This window comes from Enterobacter sp. Bisph1 (assembly GCF_000814905.1).
Classification (GTDB): domain Bacteria; phylum Pseudomonadota; class Gammaproteobacteria; order Enterobacterales; family Enterobacteriaceae; genus Kosakonia.
The window spans coordinates 31,092-47,500 of the sequence record NZ_JXAG01000033.1; the positions used below are offsets into that span (position 1 = coordinate 31,092).

At 49.8% G+C, this 16,409-nt stretch carries 16 protein-coding genes and 1 tRNA gene; 8 read left to right on the forward strand and 9 right to left on the reverse strand.

Annotated elements, in window-relative coordinates; genetic code table 11:
* Positions 1-2 precede the first annotated feature (2 nt).
* A complete protein-coding gene (locus tag RW65_RS07700; RefSeq protein ID WP_039056130.1) occupies positions 3-1,667 on the forward strand; it encodes a methyl-accepting chemotaxis protein in 1,665 nt (554 codons plus the stop codon).
* Positions 1,668-1,831: 164 nt separating this feature from the next.
* Complete coding sequence (locus RW65_RS07705) at positions 1,832-2,029, forward strand: hypothetical protein (RefSeq protein ID WP_039056131.1); 198 nt, start codon at positions 1,832-1,834, stop codon at positions 2,027-2,029.
* A gap of 48 nt (positions 2,030-2,077) precedes the next feature.
* On the opposite strand, the gene RW65_RS07710 is transcribed toward RW65_RS07705, so the two are convergent.
* The 4 genes from RW65_RS07710 to RW65_RS07725 all read right to left on the reverse strand — a co-directional run bounded on the left by RW65_RS07710 (position 2,078) and on the right by RW65_RS07725 (position 5,928).
* Positions 2,078-3,169, reverse strand: a complete 1,092-nt coding sequence (locus RW65_RS07710) for an NADH:flavin oxidoreductase/NADH oxidase (RefSeq protein ID WP_039056132.1) — start codon at positions 3,167-3,169, stop codon at positions 2,078-2,080.
* A gap of 155 nt (positions 3,170-3,324) precedes the next feature.
* Entirely contained in the window at positions 3,325-4,137 is an 813-nt protein-coding gene (locus RW65_RS07715; RefSeq protein ID WP_039056133.1) for a phosphate/phosphite/phosphonate ABC transporter substrate-binding protein, read from the reverse strand.
* Positions 4,106-5,068 (reverse strand): fatty acid desaturase, encoded by a 963-nt coding sequence (locus RW65_RS07720; RefSeq protein WP_039056134.1) that lies wholly within the window; start codon positions 5,066-5,068, stop codon positions 4,106-4,108. The genes RW65_RS07715 and RW65_RS07720 overlap by 32 nt, the downstream gene beginning before the upstream one ends.
* Before the next feature lie 110 nt (positions 5,069-5,178).
* The gene (locus RW65_RS07725) at positions 5,179-5,928 is read right to left on the reverse strand and encodes an SDR family oxidoreductase (RefSeq protein WP_039056135.1); all 750 of its coding nucleotides are present in this window, start codon (positions 5,926-5,928) and stop codon (positions 5,179-5,181) included.
* A gap of 161 nt (positions 5,929-6,089) precedes the next feature.
* Here RW65_RS07725 and RW65_RS07730 point away from each other — a divergent pair, with 161 nt between their 5' ends.
* Both RW65_RS07730 and RW65_RS07735 read left to right on the forward strand, forming a co-directional pair.
* Positions 6,090-6,995, forward strand: a complete 906-nt coding sequence (locus RW65_RS07730) for a LysR family transcriptional regulator (RefSeq protein WP_039056136.1) — start codon at positions 6,090-6,092, stop codon at positions 6,993-6,995.
* A gap of 1,039 nt (positions 6,996-8,034) precedes the next feature.
* Positions 8,035-8,439: an H-NS family histone-like protein gene (locus tag RW65_RS07735; RefSeq protein ID WP_039056137.1), complete on the forward strand. Its 405-nt coding sequence runs from the start codon at positions 8,035-8,037 to the stop codon at positions 8,437-8,439.
* 598 nt (positions 8,440-9,037) lie between these two features.
* Here the strand turns inward: RW65_RS07735 and RW65_RS21730 are convergent.
* Complete coding sequence (locus RW65_RS21730) at positions 9,038-9,559, reverse strand: FlhC family transcriptional regulator (RefSeq protein ID WP_197058874.1); 522 nt, start codon at positions 9,557-9,559, stop codon at positions 9,038-9,040.
* Positions 9,560-9,921: 362 nt separating this feature from the next.
* A complete protein-coding gene (locus RW65_RS07745; protein WP_017455732.1) occupies positions 9,922-10,146 on the reverse strand; it encodes a hypothetical protein in 225 nt (74 codons plus the stop codon).
* An 829-nt stretch (positions 10,147-10,975) separates the two neighbouring features.
* On the opposite strand from RW65_RS07745, the gene RW65_RS07750 reads away from it, so the two are divergent.
* Positions 10,976-11,443, forward strand: a complete 468-nt coding sequence (locus tag RW65_RS07750; protein ID WP_039056139.1) for an Hsp20 family protein — start codon at positions 10,976-10,978, stop codon at positions 11,441-11,443.
* Between the two features lie 346 nt (positions 11,444-11,789).
* Here the strand turns inward: RW65_RS07750 and RW65_RS07755 are convergent, their stop codons facing one another.
* Positions 11,790-12,017, reverse strand: a complete 228-nt coding sequence (locus RW65_RS07755; RefSeq protein WP_039056140.1) for a hypothetical protein — start codon at positions 12,015-12,017, stop codon at positions 11,790-11,792.
* 423 nt (positions 12,018-12,440) lie between these two features.
* Here RW65_RS07755 and RW65_RS23015 point away from each other — a divergent pair, with 423 nt between their 5' ends.
* The gene (locus tag RW65_RS23015) at positions 12,441-12,611 is read left to right on the forward strand and encodes a YnfU family zinc-binding protein (protein WP_231564371.1); all 171 of its coding nucleotides are present in this window, start codon (positions 12,441-12,443) and stop codon (positions 12,609-12,611) included.
* A 181-nt stretch (positions 12,612-12,792) separates the two neighbouring features.
* Here RW65_RS23015 and RW65_RS07760 read toward each other — a convergent pair whose 3' ends face one another.
* The gene (locus RW65_RS07760; protein ID WP_039056141.1) at positions 12,793-14,280 is read right to left on the reverse strand and encodes a phospholipase D-like domain-containing protein; all 1,488 of its coding nucleotides are present in this window, start codon (positions 14,278-14,280) and stop codon (positions 12,793-12,795) included.
* A gap of 482 nt (positions 14,281-14,762) precedes the next feature.
* Positions 14,763-14,839 (reverse strand) — tRNA-Arg (locus RW65_RS07765).
* 325 nt (positions 14,840-15,164) lie between these two features.
* Here RW65_RS07765 and folD point away from each other — a divergent pair.
* The gene (gene folD, locus RW65_RS07770) at positions 15,165-16,031 is read left to right on the forward strand and encodes a bifunctional methylenetetrahydrofolate dehydrogenase/methenyltetrahydrofolate cyclohydrolase FolD (RefSeq protein WP_039056142.1); all 867 of its coding nucleotides are present in this window, start codon (positions 15,165-15,167) and stop codon (positions 16,029-16,031) included.
* Position 16,032: 1 nt separating this feature from the next.
* Positions 16,033-16,245: a ribosome-associated protein YbcJ gene (gene ybcJ, locus RW65_RS07775; protein ID WP_039056143.1), complete on the forward strand. Its 213-nt coding sequence runs from the start codon at positions 16,033-16,035 to the stop codon at positions 16,243-16,245.
* The last annotated feature ends 164 nt before the right edge of the window (positions 16,246-16,409 follow it).

The window sequence follows — 16,409 nt, forward strand, 5'->3', positions numbered from 1 at the left end:
TTATGAAAATACTTCGCGACATAACCGTCCGCAAAATGCTCATCATCATTTTGTCATTGTTTAGCATTATTTGGGGCATGGCAACCCTGCTGACATTTCACAATTTCTCAAGCATTAATGAATTGCTGGCGCAAAACGCCGGTCAAAAAAGTTCTTACGCCTTGCTGGTGAAAGGGAACGATCAATACTTCCGTACGGTAACCCGTATGCTGCGTGCCATGGATTACCAGCAATCCGGCGACACAGAAAATGCCAACAAAACTTTTGCTTCCGCTGAGAAAGCCCTCGGCATTACCCAGGATATGCTGGCGAAGTTTCGCGCCAGTCAACATCCCGGCGTCAACAGCGAAGAGGTAAGCGCGATGATTCAGGATTGGGACGCGTTGCTCAACACCGGCATTGTGCCGATGCTGAATGCCGCCAAAAATCAGCAAACCGATACCTTTCGCGACTTATTTCGTAAAACCTATCCGCCCCTGAGCGTACAGTTTGGCGCAACGGCAGAAAAATATACCCAGGCGATTCAGTCCAATGATTTGCTCGAGCAAACGCAACAGCGGGTTAATTTTAACAAATCCGTGCTGATTGTCGCATTAGTCGCCGGCATTCTTACCCTGCTCCTGACCGACCGCTATTTGGTGAATTACCTTGTTAAACCGCTGCGCCGGATCCAAACGCATGTTGAAGCGATGGCCGCCGGTAAACTCACCCATGAACTGCAAGAGTTTGGGCGTAACTGTGCCGGACAGTTGATTCCTTACATTCGCACCATGCAGGAGAGCCTGCGCTCCACCGTTGATACCATCCATGAGAGTTCTTCTACTATCTATCGCAGCACCAACCAGATCAGAGAAGGCAATGAGGAACTTTCCGGGCGTACCGACCAGCAGGCCGCCGCGTTGCAACAGACCGCTGCCAGTATGGAAGAGCTCACGTCCACGGTGCGAAACAACGCCGGGAACGTACGTGAAGCCCGCAAACTGACGGAAGATGCGCAGCAGACGGCGCAAAAAGGCGGCGAGATCACCGCAACGGTGGTGAAAACCATGCACGGCATTTCCGAAAGCTCACAGAAAATTGCCGATATCACAAACGTGATTAACAGCATTTCGTTCCAGACTAACCTGCTGGCGCTGAATGCGGCGGTAGAAGCCGCGCGCGCCGGTGAACAGGGCCGTGGATTTGCGGTAGTGGCGAGCGAGGTACGTGCGCTGGCCAGCCGTAGCGCACAGGCCGCGAAAGAGATCGAAACGCTGATTCAGGAATCGGTTACCCGCGTGAGAACCGGGGCCGAACAGGTTCAGGAAGCGGGTGGTGCGATGTCGGTGATTATTACCTCCATCGAACATGTGAATAAATTAATGACCGAGATCTCTGTCGCCTCCGATGAGCAAAGCCGCGGCATTGACCAGATTGGCCAGGCGATGACCGAAATGGATGGCGTAACGCAACAGAACGCCGTACTGGTCCAGGAAGCGAAAGCGAACGCTGTATCGCTGGAAAAAGAGGCCGAACGCCTCAACAAAACTATCGCCCTGTTTGATGTCGGCGTGAAAGAGAATCGCCGCACGGCACAGCCGGGTTCGCGCCTTCTTCGTCCGTCGCCGCAGCTGGCGCTGGCCTCTGCGACAACAGGAGAAAAGCAGGATAACTGGCAATCATTCTGATTAAGCCCCCTTTTCCCCCTTCTCAATGCCCGAAGTTGCAGACTTCGGGCATTTTTTATTGTCATAATAAATATCTATTACGCTGATATTATGTACATTTTGATTAATGGCGAAAATATATCACTGTGCTAAATTTTCTGTAGGCTAATACGGGAGGAAACAGTATGAAGTTCAATGATGAGCACACGGGACTCATTGGATTAGCCATTGGCGCGGCCGTTATCGGGCTGGTGTCAGAACAGAAAACCATTACCCGCGACAGTATTGTGCAAGAAATTGAACGGCAGGGCAGAAGCAGAGGCGATGGCGTTGAAGAGCATGTCTTTCTCAAAGCGGCGGAGCTGGTGCGTAAAGGATTTTAGCCAATTGATAACGGTGAGCTGGCACACTTGCACGCTCACCGTTTGCTTCTATTTAACCGTTCCTTTTATACCGTGCGGTTCGGCACGGCGATATTGCGGCGCGATATCGACCGCACCGTGCAACACGGCGGCGGCATGCCATGGCCAGCGAGGATCGTAGAGCACGCCTCTCGCCAGGGCGATCAGATCCGCCTCCTCCTGTTGCAAAATCTCTTCTGCGTGCTGGGCCTCGGTAATCAAGCCCACGGCAATCACCGGCATACGCGTCTGCTGACGCAGCGCTTTGGCAAACGGCACCTGGTAACCCGCCGTCACTTTAATGCTCTGCAGCGGTGACAGCCCGCCGCTGGAAACATGCACGTAAGCGCCGCCTGCGGCTTCAATACGTTTGGTTAGCGCAATGGATTGTTGTAGATCCCATCCGCCTTCCACCCAGTCCGTTGCCGAGATGCGAATGCCCACGGCTACAGATTGCGGTACCGCGTTGCGTACCGCGCTAAACACTTCCTCGGTAAAACGCAGGCGATTTTCAAGGCTGCCGCCGTACTCATCGCTGCGCTGGTTGGAGAGCGGCGAGAGGAACTGATGCAGCAGATAACCGTGTGCAGCATGAATTTCAATCACTTCAATACCCAGCGCCACTGCACGCAATGCACTGTCGACAAACGCCTTTTTGACACGGACCAGATCCTCTTTGCTCATCGCGTGGGGCGGGCGCTCGGCGGGATCGTGTGCCAGCGCAGAGGCCGAAACGGTTTGCCAGCCGCCCTCTTCCAGCGACAACTGTTTTCCCCCCAGCCAGGGTGCGCTAACGGAGGCTTTACGCCCGGCATGTCCCAGTTGAATGCCGATTTTTATCGGCGAATATTGGCGGATATCGTCCAGCACAACGCGCAGTGCGTCTTCGGTTTCATCATTCCACAGACCCAGATCTTGCGGCGAGATGCGCCCTTGCGGTTCAACGGCGGTGGCTTCGATAATCAACAATCCGGCACCGGAGAGCGCCAGGTTACCTAAGTGGATGCGGTGCCAGGCAGTGGCGCGGCCTTCGTCGGCAGAGTACTGGCACATAGGGGCGATGACGATGCGGTTATCCAGCGCAACATCGCCAATGCGCGCTTCGGTGAAGAGTTTGCTCATCTTTTATCCTTTTCTGACCGCTCAAATAACGCTTTCGAACGGCAACACTGTGAAGGGTTTGCATGACTTTCAGCCAATTCTGTGGCCTTGTCTTTAGCGGGACGTGCCCTTTTTGCGACGTTTACCGTTGATAACATAATGAAATAATTCGCGAATTATAACTGCGTTACGCCGCGAGCCGCCGCCGCTTCCCGCCATTGCAGCAATAAAGAATAGTCCTCACGGGCGACGACGCTAAAGCCGCTAATTAATGCGGCGGCACAAATGTCGCGATATCGTGCATCGCTCACCAGCTGCTGCAATGCATCTCTTAGCTTTGCGATTGTGGCGGCCGACGTCCGTTGCGCCGCGATCAGCGGTAAGCCCGGTGCCAACGGGCTGGGTTCAATAATGCGCAACCCAGACAGCAGGGCAGGTGCGTGACGTTGCAGTAAGGCGTAGGTGACACAATCGATGGCGGCGATATCCGCACGGTCATTCTGTAGCGCTTCCAGCGATTGCCGGTGGCTACCGCTCAATAGCGTGCGCGCGAAAAATTGCCCTTCGCCGGGCAGGCATGAAACCAGATAGCGCAGTATGTTATAGCCGGAGTGCGAATCCGCTGCATTGCACACTGCACGGCGAGCGCGAAAATCCGCCAGCGTTTTGCCGCTATCTTCTTCGCGCGCCACCAGCCAGCTGCGATAGCGAAAACCGTCGCAGCCCGGCGCAAGATAATGAAAGCAGCCAACAACCTGCACCGCCGGTAATTGCGTCATCAGCGGATAGCCGCAGGTCTGGCTAAGCAGCAGATCGTCGCGCTGCCAGTGGCGCAGCAGAGAACCCTCAGGCCAGAGCTGTTGCGCCGCCAGGCCGCGCGCCGCCAGTAATTCTGCCAGCGCAGTGCCAGGGGCTGCCGTGTCGGGAGGCGAGACGTTATACATCGGCAGGGCGATTTTATTCGCGTGCTTTGCTTGCGGGGTGTGCATTCACGTCCACCGGAGTAAAGAAAAAGCGTCGTAACCATTCACTATAGCCGCGCACCAGAAAGCCGCTATTGCGCTGCTGATAAGCTGCTTTGTCACGCAAATAGACCGTGCGTAAACCGTACCACGGCACGGCGGGCAGATCGTGATGCACAGAATGGTAATTGAGATTAAGGAACAGCAGCCGCCACGGCCAGGCCGCTTCGTTGATCGCCGAACGCGCCAGCGGATCGTCTGCCGCGCGGTGTTCAAGAAAAGATCGAACTTTGGTTAGCGACAGCGCCGGGTAACTGACGGCCAGCACATACCAAATCAGCGGGAAATCACAGCGCATAAGCCAGACAAAGATCGCCACCAGCAGTCCGCCATGCACCAGCCATATCCGCATACTTTTGCCCTGACGTAAGCGAAAGGCGCTAACTATCCCCGTCAGTAAGTGAACAATATCCAGTGCGGGAGCCAGCAGAAGACGCCCAAAAAAGGTATTGCGCAGCTGGATCAGTTTGCGCTGGCAGCGCGTCAGGCGACGCCAGTGCTGGGTGGAAAAATAGTAAGACTCGGGATCCTCTTCCGGTAGCGTCAGCAAATGCGTGCGGTGGTGCGCAAGATGCGAATCGCGAAAGATAGCGTACGGGTACCACACTGCCAGCGGCAGTAATCCCAACAGTTGGTTAAACCAGGGCCAACGGGTGGGATGTCCATGAATCAGCTCATGCTGTAGGGAGAGATACCAGCTGGTAAAAAGGATTAATAGTGCGGTTGACGGCAGCAGGCCGAGGGTTTTCCACCCGGCGAGCGTACTGCCCCACCCGCCATAGACGGCAAAAATGACCAGCCAGGTGGGCAACTCACTGCGCCACAGCCAGCTGCGCGATAGTTGCCGGATAGCTGCTCGCTGATGTTGGTTGATATATACCGCACTGCTTTTCGCCATTGATCTCTCTACTCCCCGCGTTCTCTGTTGCCACGATGTGAGAGAACGCAGGGAAAGACAACGTATTAAAATGGCTTAGCAATTGCTGAAAAAGCAGATAGCCGCGCGGGTTAAATCTGCGCCATCCCGCCATCGACAAATAGCTCAGCGGCATTGATAAAGCTGGCGGCATCTGAAGCGAGGAAGGCCACTACTTTGCCAATCTCTTGCGGTTCACCTAAACGGCCCAGCGGAACCTGAGAGGCCAGTTCGTCAAACAGCCCCTGCCGATGTTCATCCGGCACCAGTCCGCCTAAGCCCGGCGTGCGAACGGGGCCGGGGCTGACGACGTTTACGCGGATGCCGCGCCCTTGCAGATCGAGCGCCCATGAGCGCGCAAAGTTACGTATCGCCGCTTTACTGGCGCTGTAAACGCTAAAACTGGCGGTGCCTTTTACCGATGTCGTGGAGCCGGTGAGAATGATCGATGCGCCATTGACCAGCAGCGGTAGCGCTTTTTGCACGGTAAACAGCACGCCGCGCACATTGGTCGCGAAGATGCGATCAAAATGCTCTTCGGTAATCGCCCCCAGCGGCATCATGTCACCGCCGCCAGCGTTAGCAAACAGGATGTCGAGCCGTCCGGCGCTGTTGGCAATCTGCGCATAGACAGCGTCGAGATCCGCCATCAATGATGCATCGGCGCGGATGCCGGTGGCGCTGCTGCCGATACTTTTGACCGCCGCATCAAGTTCTGCCTGTCGACGTCCGGTAATAAAGACGCGCGCGCCCTGCTCTGCCAGCTCCTGTGCGGTGGCCAGTCCAATTCCGCTGGTGCCGCCGGTGACCAGCGCGATTTTGCCATTCAGTGGTGTGCTCATATTGTGTTCCTCTTTTCTGTGAAGGGAGATCCCCGCGGCAGACTCAACCGCCGTCTCAGGTATGGCGCTACTCTATCTCTCGCCCTTTTGTTGAAAAATAGTGAAAAATGAAAATGACTATTCACCAGCATGTATAATTAAATCTGCTAAACGGAGGAAAAATGGATCAATTGCTGGCAATACGCGTGTTTGCCCGCGTAGTGGAGGCGGGAAACTTTACCCGGGCGGCGGATTCACTGGAGATGCCCAACGCCACAGTGAGCAAGCTGGTTCAGGAGCTGGAAGGGCATCTTGGTGTGCGGCTATTGCAGCGCACGACGCGCCGCGTAACGGTGACGCCGGAAGGCCGCGATTATTATGAAAAAACGACCCGCATCCTGCGGGATCTCGACGATGTGGATGGCTCGTTTAATGCCGCGCGCGGTACGCCTGGCGGCCAGCTACGTGTGGATATTGGCGGCTCCACGGCCCGCGATGTACTGATCCCCGCCCTGCCGGATTTCCTGGCGCGTTATCCCGATATTCGTCTCGATTTGGGCGTTGCTGACCGCGCAGTGGATCTCATCAGCGATAATATCGACTGCGTGATCCGTGGCGGCCCGCTGGACAACTCCTCACTGATTGCCCGACATATTGGCTCCGCCACGCTTATTACCTGCGCAACACCGGCCTATCTTAAAACCTTTGGTACGCCGGCCTACCCGGAGGAACTTAAGAACGGCCACCGACTGGTCAATTACCTGTCACCGCAAACCGGACGAGCCTTTCCGCTACGTTTTGAGCGTGATGGCGTAAAAAGCGAGATTAAAGTGGCGCACCGGATAGGTATTAATGAAAGCAATGCGCATCTTGCCGCCGGGCTGGCGGGGCTTGGGATTATTCAGACCTTTAGTTACTCGCTGGGTGAGGCGCTACAAACGGGCGCGCTGGTTGAGATCCTACAAGCGTGGCGTCCTCAGCCTTATCCGTTTCATGTGGTATATCCGCAAAACCGCCATGTGACTCACCGACTGCGGGTATTTATTGACTGGCTGATGGAAATATTCCCCCCGCGCGTCAGTCAATAATCCCCCACCCCGGTGCATTGAACGAAAGGCGTATTTCATTCATCGTGCGGGTTTATATGCAAACAAAGGGGGATTACGCTTTTCTTAACGCCGCAGAGCCCGTAGCGGATGAAAGCGGAGGTTTTCGCCCGGCACTGTTTTTTGCCGCTTGTGCGTTATAACTGCTGAAAAGTTCTTTATCGCTTCTGCATATTCGTTTCACCTGCGAAAGGAATGCTTAAAGACGTTGAAGTTAATGGCAAGGAATTCTGCCCGCACTCAATAGTAATGTACTCCCTCTTCAAGAAGTCTTACCGCCTCTCCCTGCCATTTGCCCCATCGACTTAGGTTTAATAACAGTCAAAATGTAACAGGCGAAAACGCGATGCCTGTCATTTATGTAGCTCATTAAGCGCGTCGCGATGGTGATAACCTGCCGCGATGCCAACATTGCATGTAATAAAAGTTGAGTATGAAAAGGAGCCGCACAGACCGTCTATAAGATGGATTTTTTGATTTCAGCTACAGGCAGGAACGCGCGGTCCTTGCGGCCAATCGAGAATCTTCTCAACAATGTCTGGCTCGGGCCAAACGCTTAGGCTATTTATTATGTCGAAATATTAGCCATCATTATGTGGTTATGTTCCGTGAAACATTTAGCAGCGCTGAAATTGCCGCTTACGCTGGCGCAAATCAAAGAGAAAAAAAATGCCAGTTTCGCGATAACGTTTACCGCTTGAAACAGGTTTTATACCTGGAATGGGCGCGACTTAAGAAAAATCTGCCTTTTTCGGACAAAGTCAACGGCAGGATATAGGTTATTTTGGCATGACTGCGGAGACCAACTAACGAATCCTTTTAAAATAACCCCTGAATTTTGTGGTTTTTTAATGCTGCATCGTGACTAATTTTTCCGTTCACAAGATACTAACGTCGTTATAGGGTTGCACAACCCTATATATATTTGCTAAAACGTGTAATTCCTTATTGATTTTTACGTCGTTATCACTAAAAATTAATTCCGATAGATTATTCATTTTCCCGCACACGGAGTGACGCTATGTCAGAAGCACTTAAATCCCTTAATAACATTCGTACCCTGCGAGTTCAGGCCCGTGAGCTGACCCTTGAAGCTCTTGAAGAGATGCTCGAAAAATTGACCGTTGTTGTTGAAGAACGTCGTGAAGAAGATTCTTCTCTGCGTAAAGAACAAGAAGAGAAAGAAGCCAAGCTGGCCGCGTTTCGTCAAAAGCTGCTGGATGAAGGTATCGATCCAAGCGAACTGCTCTCATCTTTGAAAGGTCAGACCACGAAATCTAAATCCGTTCGTGCGCCGCGCCCTGCCAAATATAAGTATATTGACGAAGACGGCACGGAAAAAAGCTGGACCGGCCAGGGCCGTACGCCGAAGGTGATTGCCAAGGCGCTGGATGACGGTAAGAAACTGGAAGATTTTGCCATCTAAAAAATATTGGGCCTCTCATTATCTTGCCCGCTATTTTTTCCCTTGCTAACGCAACATTCCTCTGCGTTATCGTCCCCGCCACCACGGCGGGGATTTTGTTTTATTACGCCCATCTTTTAAATCTTTCCGCCAAAATGTGTTGTTCAACCCACTATCAACATTGAACGCCGTTTTAATCATTTCGCTTTAACGGCGAAGAAAATTCAGCCCGCATCACCGCGCAGCGGTAAAGTGGGCTCCTCACAATCCTTAAATTTCGTTTCCGCGATAAACGGCAGACATCACTTAACTGTTCTCTGTCGCAGCGGGAGGTTTCTTTACCAGGCAGGAAATCGGTAAGGTCTGTTTCCCTGGGGATGCAGGTGGCAAGGAAAATGGATGTGGGAAACTTTACACAAGCCAACGGGTTTACAATGCCTTATCTTTGTCGGCATTACATTGACTTGATTTGGTATTAACCACGGCTGTTTATAGAAGGTCAGCTTTCTGCAGCACCTGCTACGGATAAGCAAAACGCCCGGACAATATCTTCGCCCGGCGTTTAAATTGATTTCCCTCTGCTCTCCTGCGGCTCAAAGATAGCCTGGTCGCTAAACTGTTATATATGATGAAAAAAACTGGCGTTATTATAGTGCGCTGAACAGGCATTTTTTAATAAACCAGACTGTAATTCCAGCTCAGGTTCAATACACAACCGATAAATATAACGTTCAATTAAAGAAGGCACCAATTGCTCGCCAAAACAGCAGCCAGGTTCGCACCCATCAGTGCAGATATGGCATTTTTCATACGCTTCGATGAGTACCCAACCCTGCACCAGGCTCAACACCGGCGGAGACTGTAATTCCAGCAGACAATCGCTGACATACAGCGAGTAAACATCAATAACGGTGTGGCTTGTCATCTCAGGTCTGGGTATCTTGAGCAGCCGCCATATCTGACCAAAATGGCGGGCGTGAACCCGGTGAATCTGATTCGTGAACCACGCTTTGGTAAACGGGGCGCAGTCATCCGTGGGTTTATCTCCTTGATGATCTGCGAATATATTGCAGACGCCTCTGTTTGCTAAAAATAATGCCAAAGCTACCTTTTGCACTTCTGAGATATAATTTTTATTCATAGTCTCACAAAATATTATAATATTTATATGTTGCACCCACTTTTGATAATACATTTTAACTTAAACATTTCCAGCAAGATTTTATCCATCGCTGGATTAAATTTGTTAGCTGTGTCGCAAAAAAAGAATAATAAAATAATATTTTTCTTAATGTTTTCTTAATAAATATAATTAATTGGCAATGTTAAAAATTCCGCATACACGTTAATCCGCCATGGAACGGCATTTTCAGGCGTCGCTGTGCAATTTACAACCGACGGGTGTCTGCAACATCCGGCGGGTATGAAAGGGTGAATAAAAATGAAGTGAACCACTGAGCTGGCAAGCAACGTTCAGGGTCCACTTTAACGCAGGCCGGATGGTTACAGATCGGATTCTAAGGCGTCCTGGATAGCATCGGCGAGGGTGGCGACTTCTTGCGAGACATTACGCAGATCCATCTGGCTACGAATCCCCGCATTCGCGGTGGTGGCTGACACCGCCGCCTTAGAGATTTCCAGCGCCGCCTGTACCGCTAATAAGCGTTTTCTGTTTTCTACGGCCTCATCGCCCGTCGCGCCATCAAGATCGAAATACCCTTCTAACATTGCTTTCTCCTTCGGGTTTTACCACCAAAGGTCAAGCATACACAGTTAGACTGAGGGATGAAAATGTAAAACGTGTAGCGAGCAGAGCATACCAGACCGCTATCCATTGGCCCCGCAGGGAAAACGGCTTTCCCGGTACGGTTATGGTGGGTGAGTTTCCGCCTCTTTCACCGTCACCCAGGCCACGAATGGTAATTAAATCAATATGTCGACCATGACGGAGAAAACAGGTTACGCATCTCCCGGCGTCTCTTTTAAAAAGAAACAACCACTACTGTAAAACCAGTGCAAAAAAAACCGCTCGGACAGAGCGGTATAAGGACAACACAGGGAAATTAGGGTTAATGATGATAGCGCCGTTAAATATAGCTACTTACTGCGACTCTTCAAGGCCAAAACCATTAATTAAACCAATTACATAGAAAGCCGTACGCTATCAGTAACCGATTACAAATGAGAAAAATCTCATTGCTAATATAGCAACATTATGGGCACAATGGCCTGTAACGAATATGCATTTGCATCCCTCAGGAGTAGCCCGGATTTCCTGCTCCTGAGGGTATTTTCTCACAGCTTTAAATTCTCCCCTGCGTACCAACACTTTTTTCTCTTCATCCCTACATTACGCCTCGCGCAAGCTACCCAATTTATCGCCTTTTAACCCGTAACTTTATCGACTCTCCAACGGCTCGCTAGCTTTACAGATTTGCAAGAAAATTTTTTATTTGTGCCCCTTGAAAAATCGCCGACAGGAATTATTTTTATTGGCGGACAAGCAAGGCTTGCCTTTAAGTTGAGCTTTTGAATGATTTATTCAGGAGGTTAAATTATGGCACTCAGAACCTTGTCAGCACTGCCTGGTTTTAATGATTCTGTATTTGCTGACCGTTTTAATCGTATCGACAGGCTCTTTAGCCAGCTCACCGGCGACTCGCCGGTCGCATCCTTACCTGCTTACGATCTGAGAAAGGTTGATACCAGCAACTATCTGCTAAACGTCAGTGTTCCTGGCTGGCAAGAGGATGAACTGGAAATTGAGACCGTTGGTGGAACGCTCAATGTGACGGGTAAACGTGCTGAAAATGAATCTAAAGACGATCAAGGATGGATATACAAAGGTATTCGCCGCGCGGATTTCCGTCTGAGTTTCTCTTTGCCGGAGCATACCCGAGTCAGTAATGCAAAACTTGAAAATGGGATTTTGCAGGTTGCCATTTATCAGGAAATTCCCGAAAGCGAAAAACCGCGCAAAATTGCCATTGAGAATAGGCAAAAAGCCATTGAACATCAGGCTTGATAGTTTCTTTTGATTTTCCCGAGGGCCCGTTAATGCGGGCCCTGTTTATTCCCGCACCAGGCACGACGCAGCACTTCTGCAAGAGCATTATTTTTTATCATTGCCAGCTGAGATGATTCTTACGAAAGGGTGATACGCGCCAGGCAGGCGTGCCACCGGCCCTGTGCGGCGAGAAATAACGGCAATATGGGTTATCAGGATCATTAATTTTATCAATCTGCAGAAGGTAATTTGCGATTAGTCAACTTAATGCTTTCGGGTTATAACATTCGTAAGGGATATGACTTATGACAAGAACCACCCTCTTTACTGGCAGTGACGATGTCGCGTCTGCCAGTTTTTATTTTTATAGCAGCCGATTTGCCGCCTCCATGATTTCCTCCGATGTTAACTCCCTGTCAGACGCTACGCAGAATTCGCGATGATCGCCGGTAAGAGAGTGCACCCCGGCCAGCATTAACTTCAGATGAGCCTCTTCCCCGTTCGGATATAACCGCAGCACGCTGGTTACGCCGTTGACGACCTTTTGAACCTTCACAGGCTCAGCGTTAAAGAAAACCAGTACATTTTTCATAAGCATCCTGTTTGCGTAAAAAAGGCCACGGAAACGTGGCCTTTGAGTACTATCAGTTGACAGTTCAGAACATGATTCTCAGGAGCCACCCGTGAAAATCATCCTGCCTGTACTACTAATAACCGCTGTCTTTCTGAAGTTGAAGACGGTGGTTATTTGAGTCTACAGATTATTAAAAATTTGGCATGAATTAGGACGAAATGATGTCATTTCGTCTGCTACAGATGATATTTCCCTGTAATATCACTGTCGTTTAAGATTATTCTGCTGAGCCGTTCTCTCGCCCCACCCTGCTGAAATTCAGGCCTTTGTTGGCGAAGTGGGCCGTAGAAAGCATGCCTTAAGGGGCTTTACGCAAAAGCATTACGGGCTATATGCCCCGGGATGGTGTATGGTTGTACCCCATTTATCAGGAAAAACCTTATGCAACAACGCAAAAATTCGAAAAATAATCGCAACTATCTTATCAAATGCACTTGCCCTAACTGCACCCAGCAGTCAGAACATAGCTTCTCCCGAGTCCAGAAAGGCTCAGCATTAATGTGCCCGCACTGCAGTAAAATCTTCAATCAGGATAAAGCCGCCGTCGCTTAAACCTGCCTGCTCGCGGGAAACCGGTCGACTCTTTAACGGCCGGTTGTAAGTCGCCCTATCCTTCCCTCTTTTTAACTATGTTCCGTCTTTATCCGTCGAAAAATCATGTGTAACGGCTTCCACAAGGCATGTAAGAGCCCAGTGAATGGGCTCCTTGCGTTACTCTTTTTTTCCTGTGTGTTCAGGACGATAACCTGCCATCCGGTTCAAACGCATCATAGACGTAACGATAGATATAATGGTATTCAAAATCAGGAGGCCAGTACGCTCTGACTCGCCCTTGTTGTGCTGCGGTTCTTTCCCATAACGCGGTGGCGGCGATCGGATCGGTTAATTGTGGATCATTTTCATCGCAGTTCAAAAATTCAGCCCACAGTCTTTTGCGAAAAAGCGTAACCAGATGCGGATTGTAAATGCCAAGATTTATCTCTATATCATTGGTCATGGCAGCCAGTTCTATTCCTGCCGTCCCAATAATGGCATATTCATCATCAATCATAATGACTTTCCAGTGATTATAAATAATCGTTCTTAGCTCATCAGGCAAAAGTTCTTTGATGGTCTTGTATAAATGGACTTTAGGATGGTCTTTCAACTTGCTTAACGCCTGGTACTGATAATAAGCTTTGGTACTGGATGTTATCGTCAGATCAAACCAAAGAATATAATGATCCATTGAGTTATAGCCGTCGGTTAATAAAATCACCGCCTCAACGTCATCCAGTTTTGCGGAAACTGCATCCATAATCTCTCGATACCATAAAAACTGATCAGATATAAAAATATATTTTTTTGCAGCAGCTATTGCTTTCAAAATCCCCGCAAGCAGGCTCATTTCGCCTTTGGGTGCCCAGTTGGAGTAATACTGATAATTCACTGCTCCTTTTTGTCCGGCCGTCAACTGCGTCTGTATATAACTCTGTTCGCTATAAACACCGACAGGTGGCGGGGCCCATTCGGGAACATATGTGAAAGTAGTACCATTATAAGGTGGAACCGGATCGCTAAAGAGATCATATAAATGTCTTGCAATATCAATCACGGCTGGCCCCTTTATTTTTAGCATTCCTCCCGTCCATCCCCAGTAATCCTGGATGAAAGACGGTTGCATCTGCCACGCCTCGGTATGCTCGTGTTCTTTTGTATCATAGCGGCCTGATGCAACATCCATGGATCCAACATAAGCAACTGTTTCATTTAATCTTTTTATTAACCATGATTTCTGATGTACGCTACCAAAGTAGCTATTGTGTCTTTCATCAGGTAGGCATACCGTATAACCTGCGGCGTCATTCAAAGGCTTAGCGAAGTCCTTTGCAGTAAAAGGGGTATAGATGTTTTTATTTAATAAGATCAACACATCTACACCTCTTTCAATTGCCCTTATTAATACCTTTTGTATTGTTGAATGTTGAGATTTCTCAATATCATTTGGATCAGGTACTAACATGACATTACTGTTTATGTCCCAACCCGTCATCCATATGAAATCACCTTTCTTTGTCGCTTCAAGATCTTCATAAATGGCTAGAAAAAAATCCTTGCCATTAATCAAAAGATCAATCTTATTTCCCTCAAAAGTATGATTACTGATATTTTCGCGTGGCACGCCAAGGCGTGACTCCGTTATTTCAGCATCGGTTAAGAGAAAATCATTAAAACTGTTCATATTCCACCTTTCAATGCGTGTATGAAAAATTCGCTTGCGCGATAGTTATCCAGATGGCTATATAAAATAGGCATCTGCCGGTTACCCATAATTTAATTGGGTTATACCCACTATCGGATAATTCCTTCACACCTCGCATCTCATGGTTGTTGTGCCATGCAGCAGAAATATAAAAACCAGAAAATAGCGAAATAAAAATAAGTGCGAACGCTATTGGCAGTTATTAATCAGCAGGCTGTTAAATCGGAAATAATTATTTTTTTACACGTATACATTTCGGCGGCAATATGATTACCACACTATTTATGAAACCAAATATCGTTAGTATTGTGCGTTTATGGAAAACGATGCTGATTAGGTCGGACAACTCGTCAGAGCGTGGCATTTGAAGTTTGAAAAACCTGGATAGGGTTGATGCCCAGAATACGAAACAAGGAGGAAATCAGGCTGGATAGAAATTCGCTTAACTTTTTGATTCTAAATGGTACGCCCTACAGGGTTCGAACCTGTGACCTACGGCTTAGAAGGCCGTTGCTCTATCCAACTGAGCTAAGGGCGCATTAGGTGGAAACGCGTGGAATTATACGGTCAGCGCCAGGTGAGTCAATGAATTTTCAGCGAGTTGCTTGCTTAGTGAACGACAGCGCACATTTTCGCAGCACTTGCCGCCTTGTTAACGCAAACTGGCAGGCATTTCCATAACCATTAGAGCCTCAACCGCTTTAACCCATCCATACAATGAATGCCTTAAAACGCCTTATCTGGAGAAACGGCAAGCCATCGCAAAGGCGAAATCCACAAACGGTAACTGACAGCGCGTTGCGCTTCTGACAGAATAGCGACCATCCCCTTACGTTGATATGACAGATGGAATCCTCTCTCTGATGGCAGCAAAGATTATTGATGGTAAAACGATTGCGCAGCAGGTGCGCTCTGAGGTTGCTGAAAAAGTTCGGGCGCGTATTGCGGCAGGATTTCGCGCGCCTGGGCTGGCGGTGATTCTGGTTGGTAGCAATCCGGCATCGCAAATTTATGTCGGCAGCAAACGTAAAGCCTGTGAGGAAGTGGGGTTTATCTCCCGCTCTTACGATCTGCCTGCCACCACCAGCGAAGCGGAGCTGCTGGCGCTTATCGACAAACTGAACGCCGATACCGAGATTGACGGAATTCTGGTGCAGCTACCGCTGCCGGCGGGCATCGATAATGTGAAAGTGCTGGAACGTATCGCGCCCGATAAAGATGTTGATGGTTTCCACCCGTACAACGTTGGTCGCCTGTGCCAGCGCGCGCCACGCCTGCGTCCCTGTACGCCACGCGGTATCGTCACGCTGCTTGAGCGTTATAACATTGACACCTTTGGCCTCAACGCCGTGGTGATTGGCGCATCCAATATCGTCGGCCGCCCGATGAGCATGGAGCTACTGCTGGCCGGGTGCACCACTACCGTCACCCACCGTTTCACCAAAAATCTGCGCCAGCATGTGGAAAACGCCGACCTGCTGATTGTCGCCGTGGGTAAACCTGGCTTTATTCCTGGCGAGTGGATCAAAGAGGGAGCGATTGTCATTGATGTGGGTATTAATCGCCTGGAGAGCGGTAAAGTCGTCGGCGATGTGATTTATGAAGAAGCCGCCGCGCGAGCAGCGTATATTACGCCGGTACCGGGCGGCGTTGGCCCAATGACCGTCGCCACCCTGATCCAGAACACGCTGCAGGCGTGTGAAGAATACCATGATGTAAAAGGCGTATAAGATGGCAACATTTTCTCTCGGTAAACATCCGCACGTTGAGCTGTGCGATCTGCTGAAGCTGGAAGGCTGGAGCGAAAGCGGCGCGCAGGCGAAAATCGTCATTGCCGATGGCTTTGTCAAAGTCGACGGCGTAGTCGAAACGCGTAAACGCTGCAAAATTGTCGCCGGTCAAACGGTGAGCTTTGAAGGCCAGAGCGTTACCGTTACCGCATAAATCCCTCTCTTAAACCGGGTCTGGCACCTTTGCCGCCCGGTTTCTTATGGCTATTCCCCTCTATTTATCACGGTTAATTACCGATCGATTTCAAAGAATCATTAATTCCTCTGGCTGAATGTGAAAATTTAGTTGCAGCGCGTTACGGCTTATCTCACGATAGG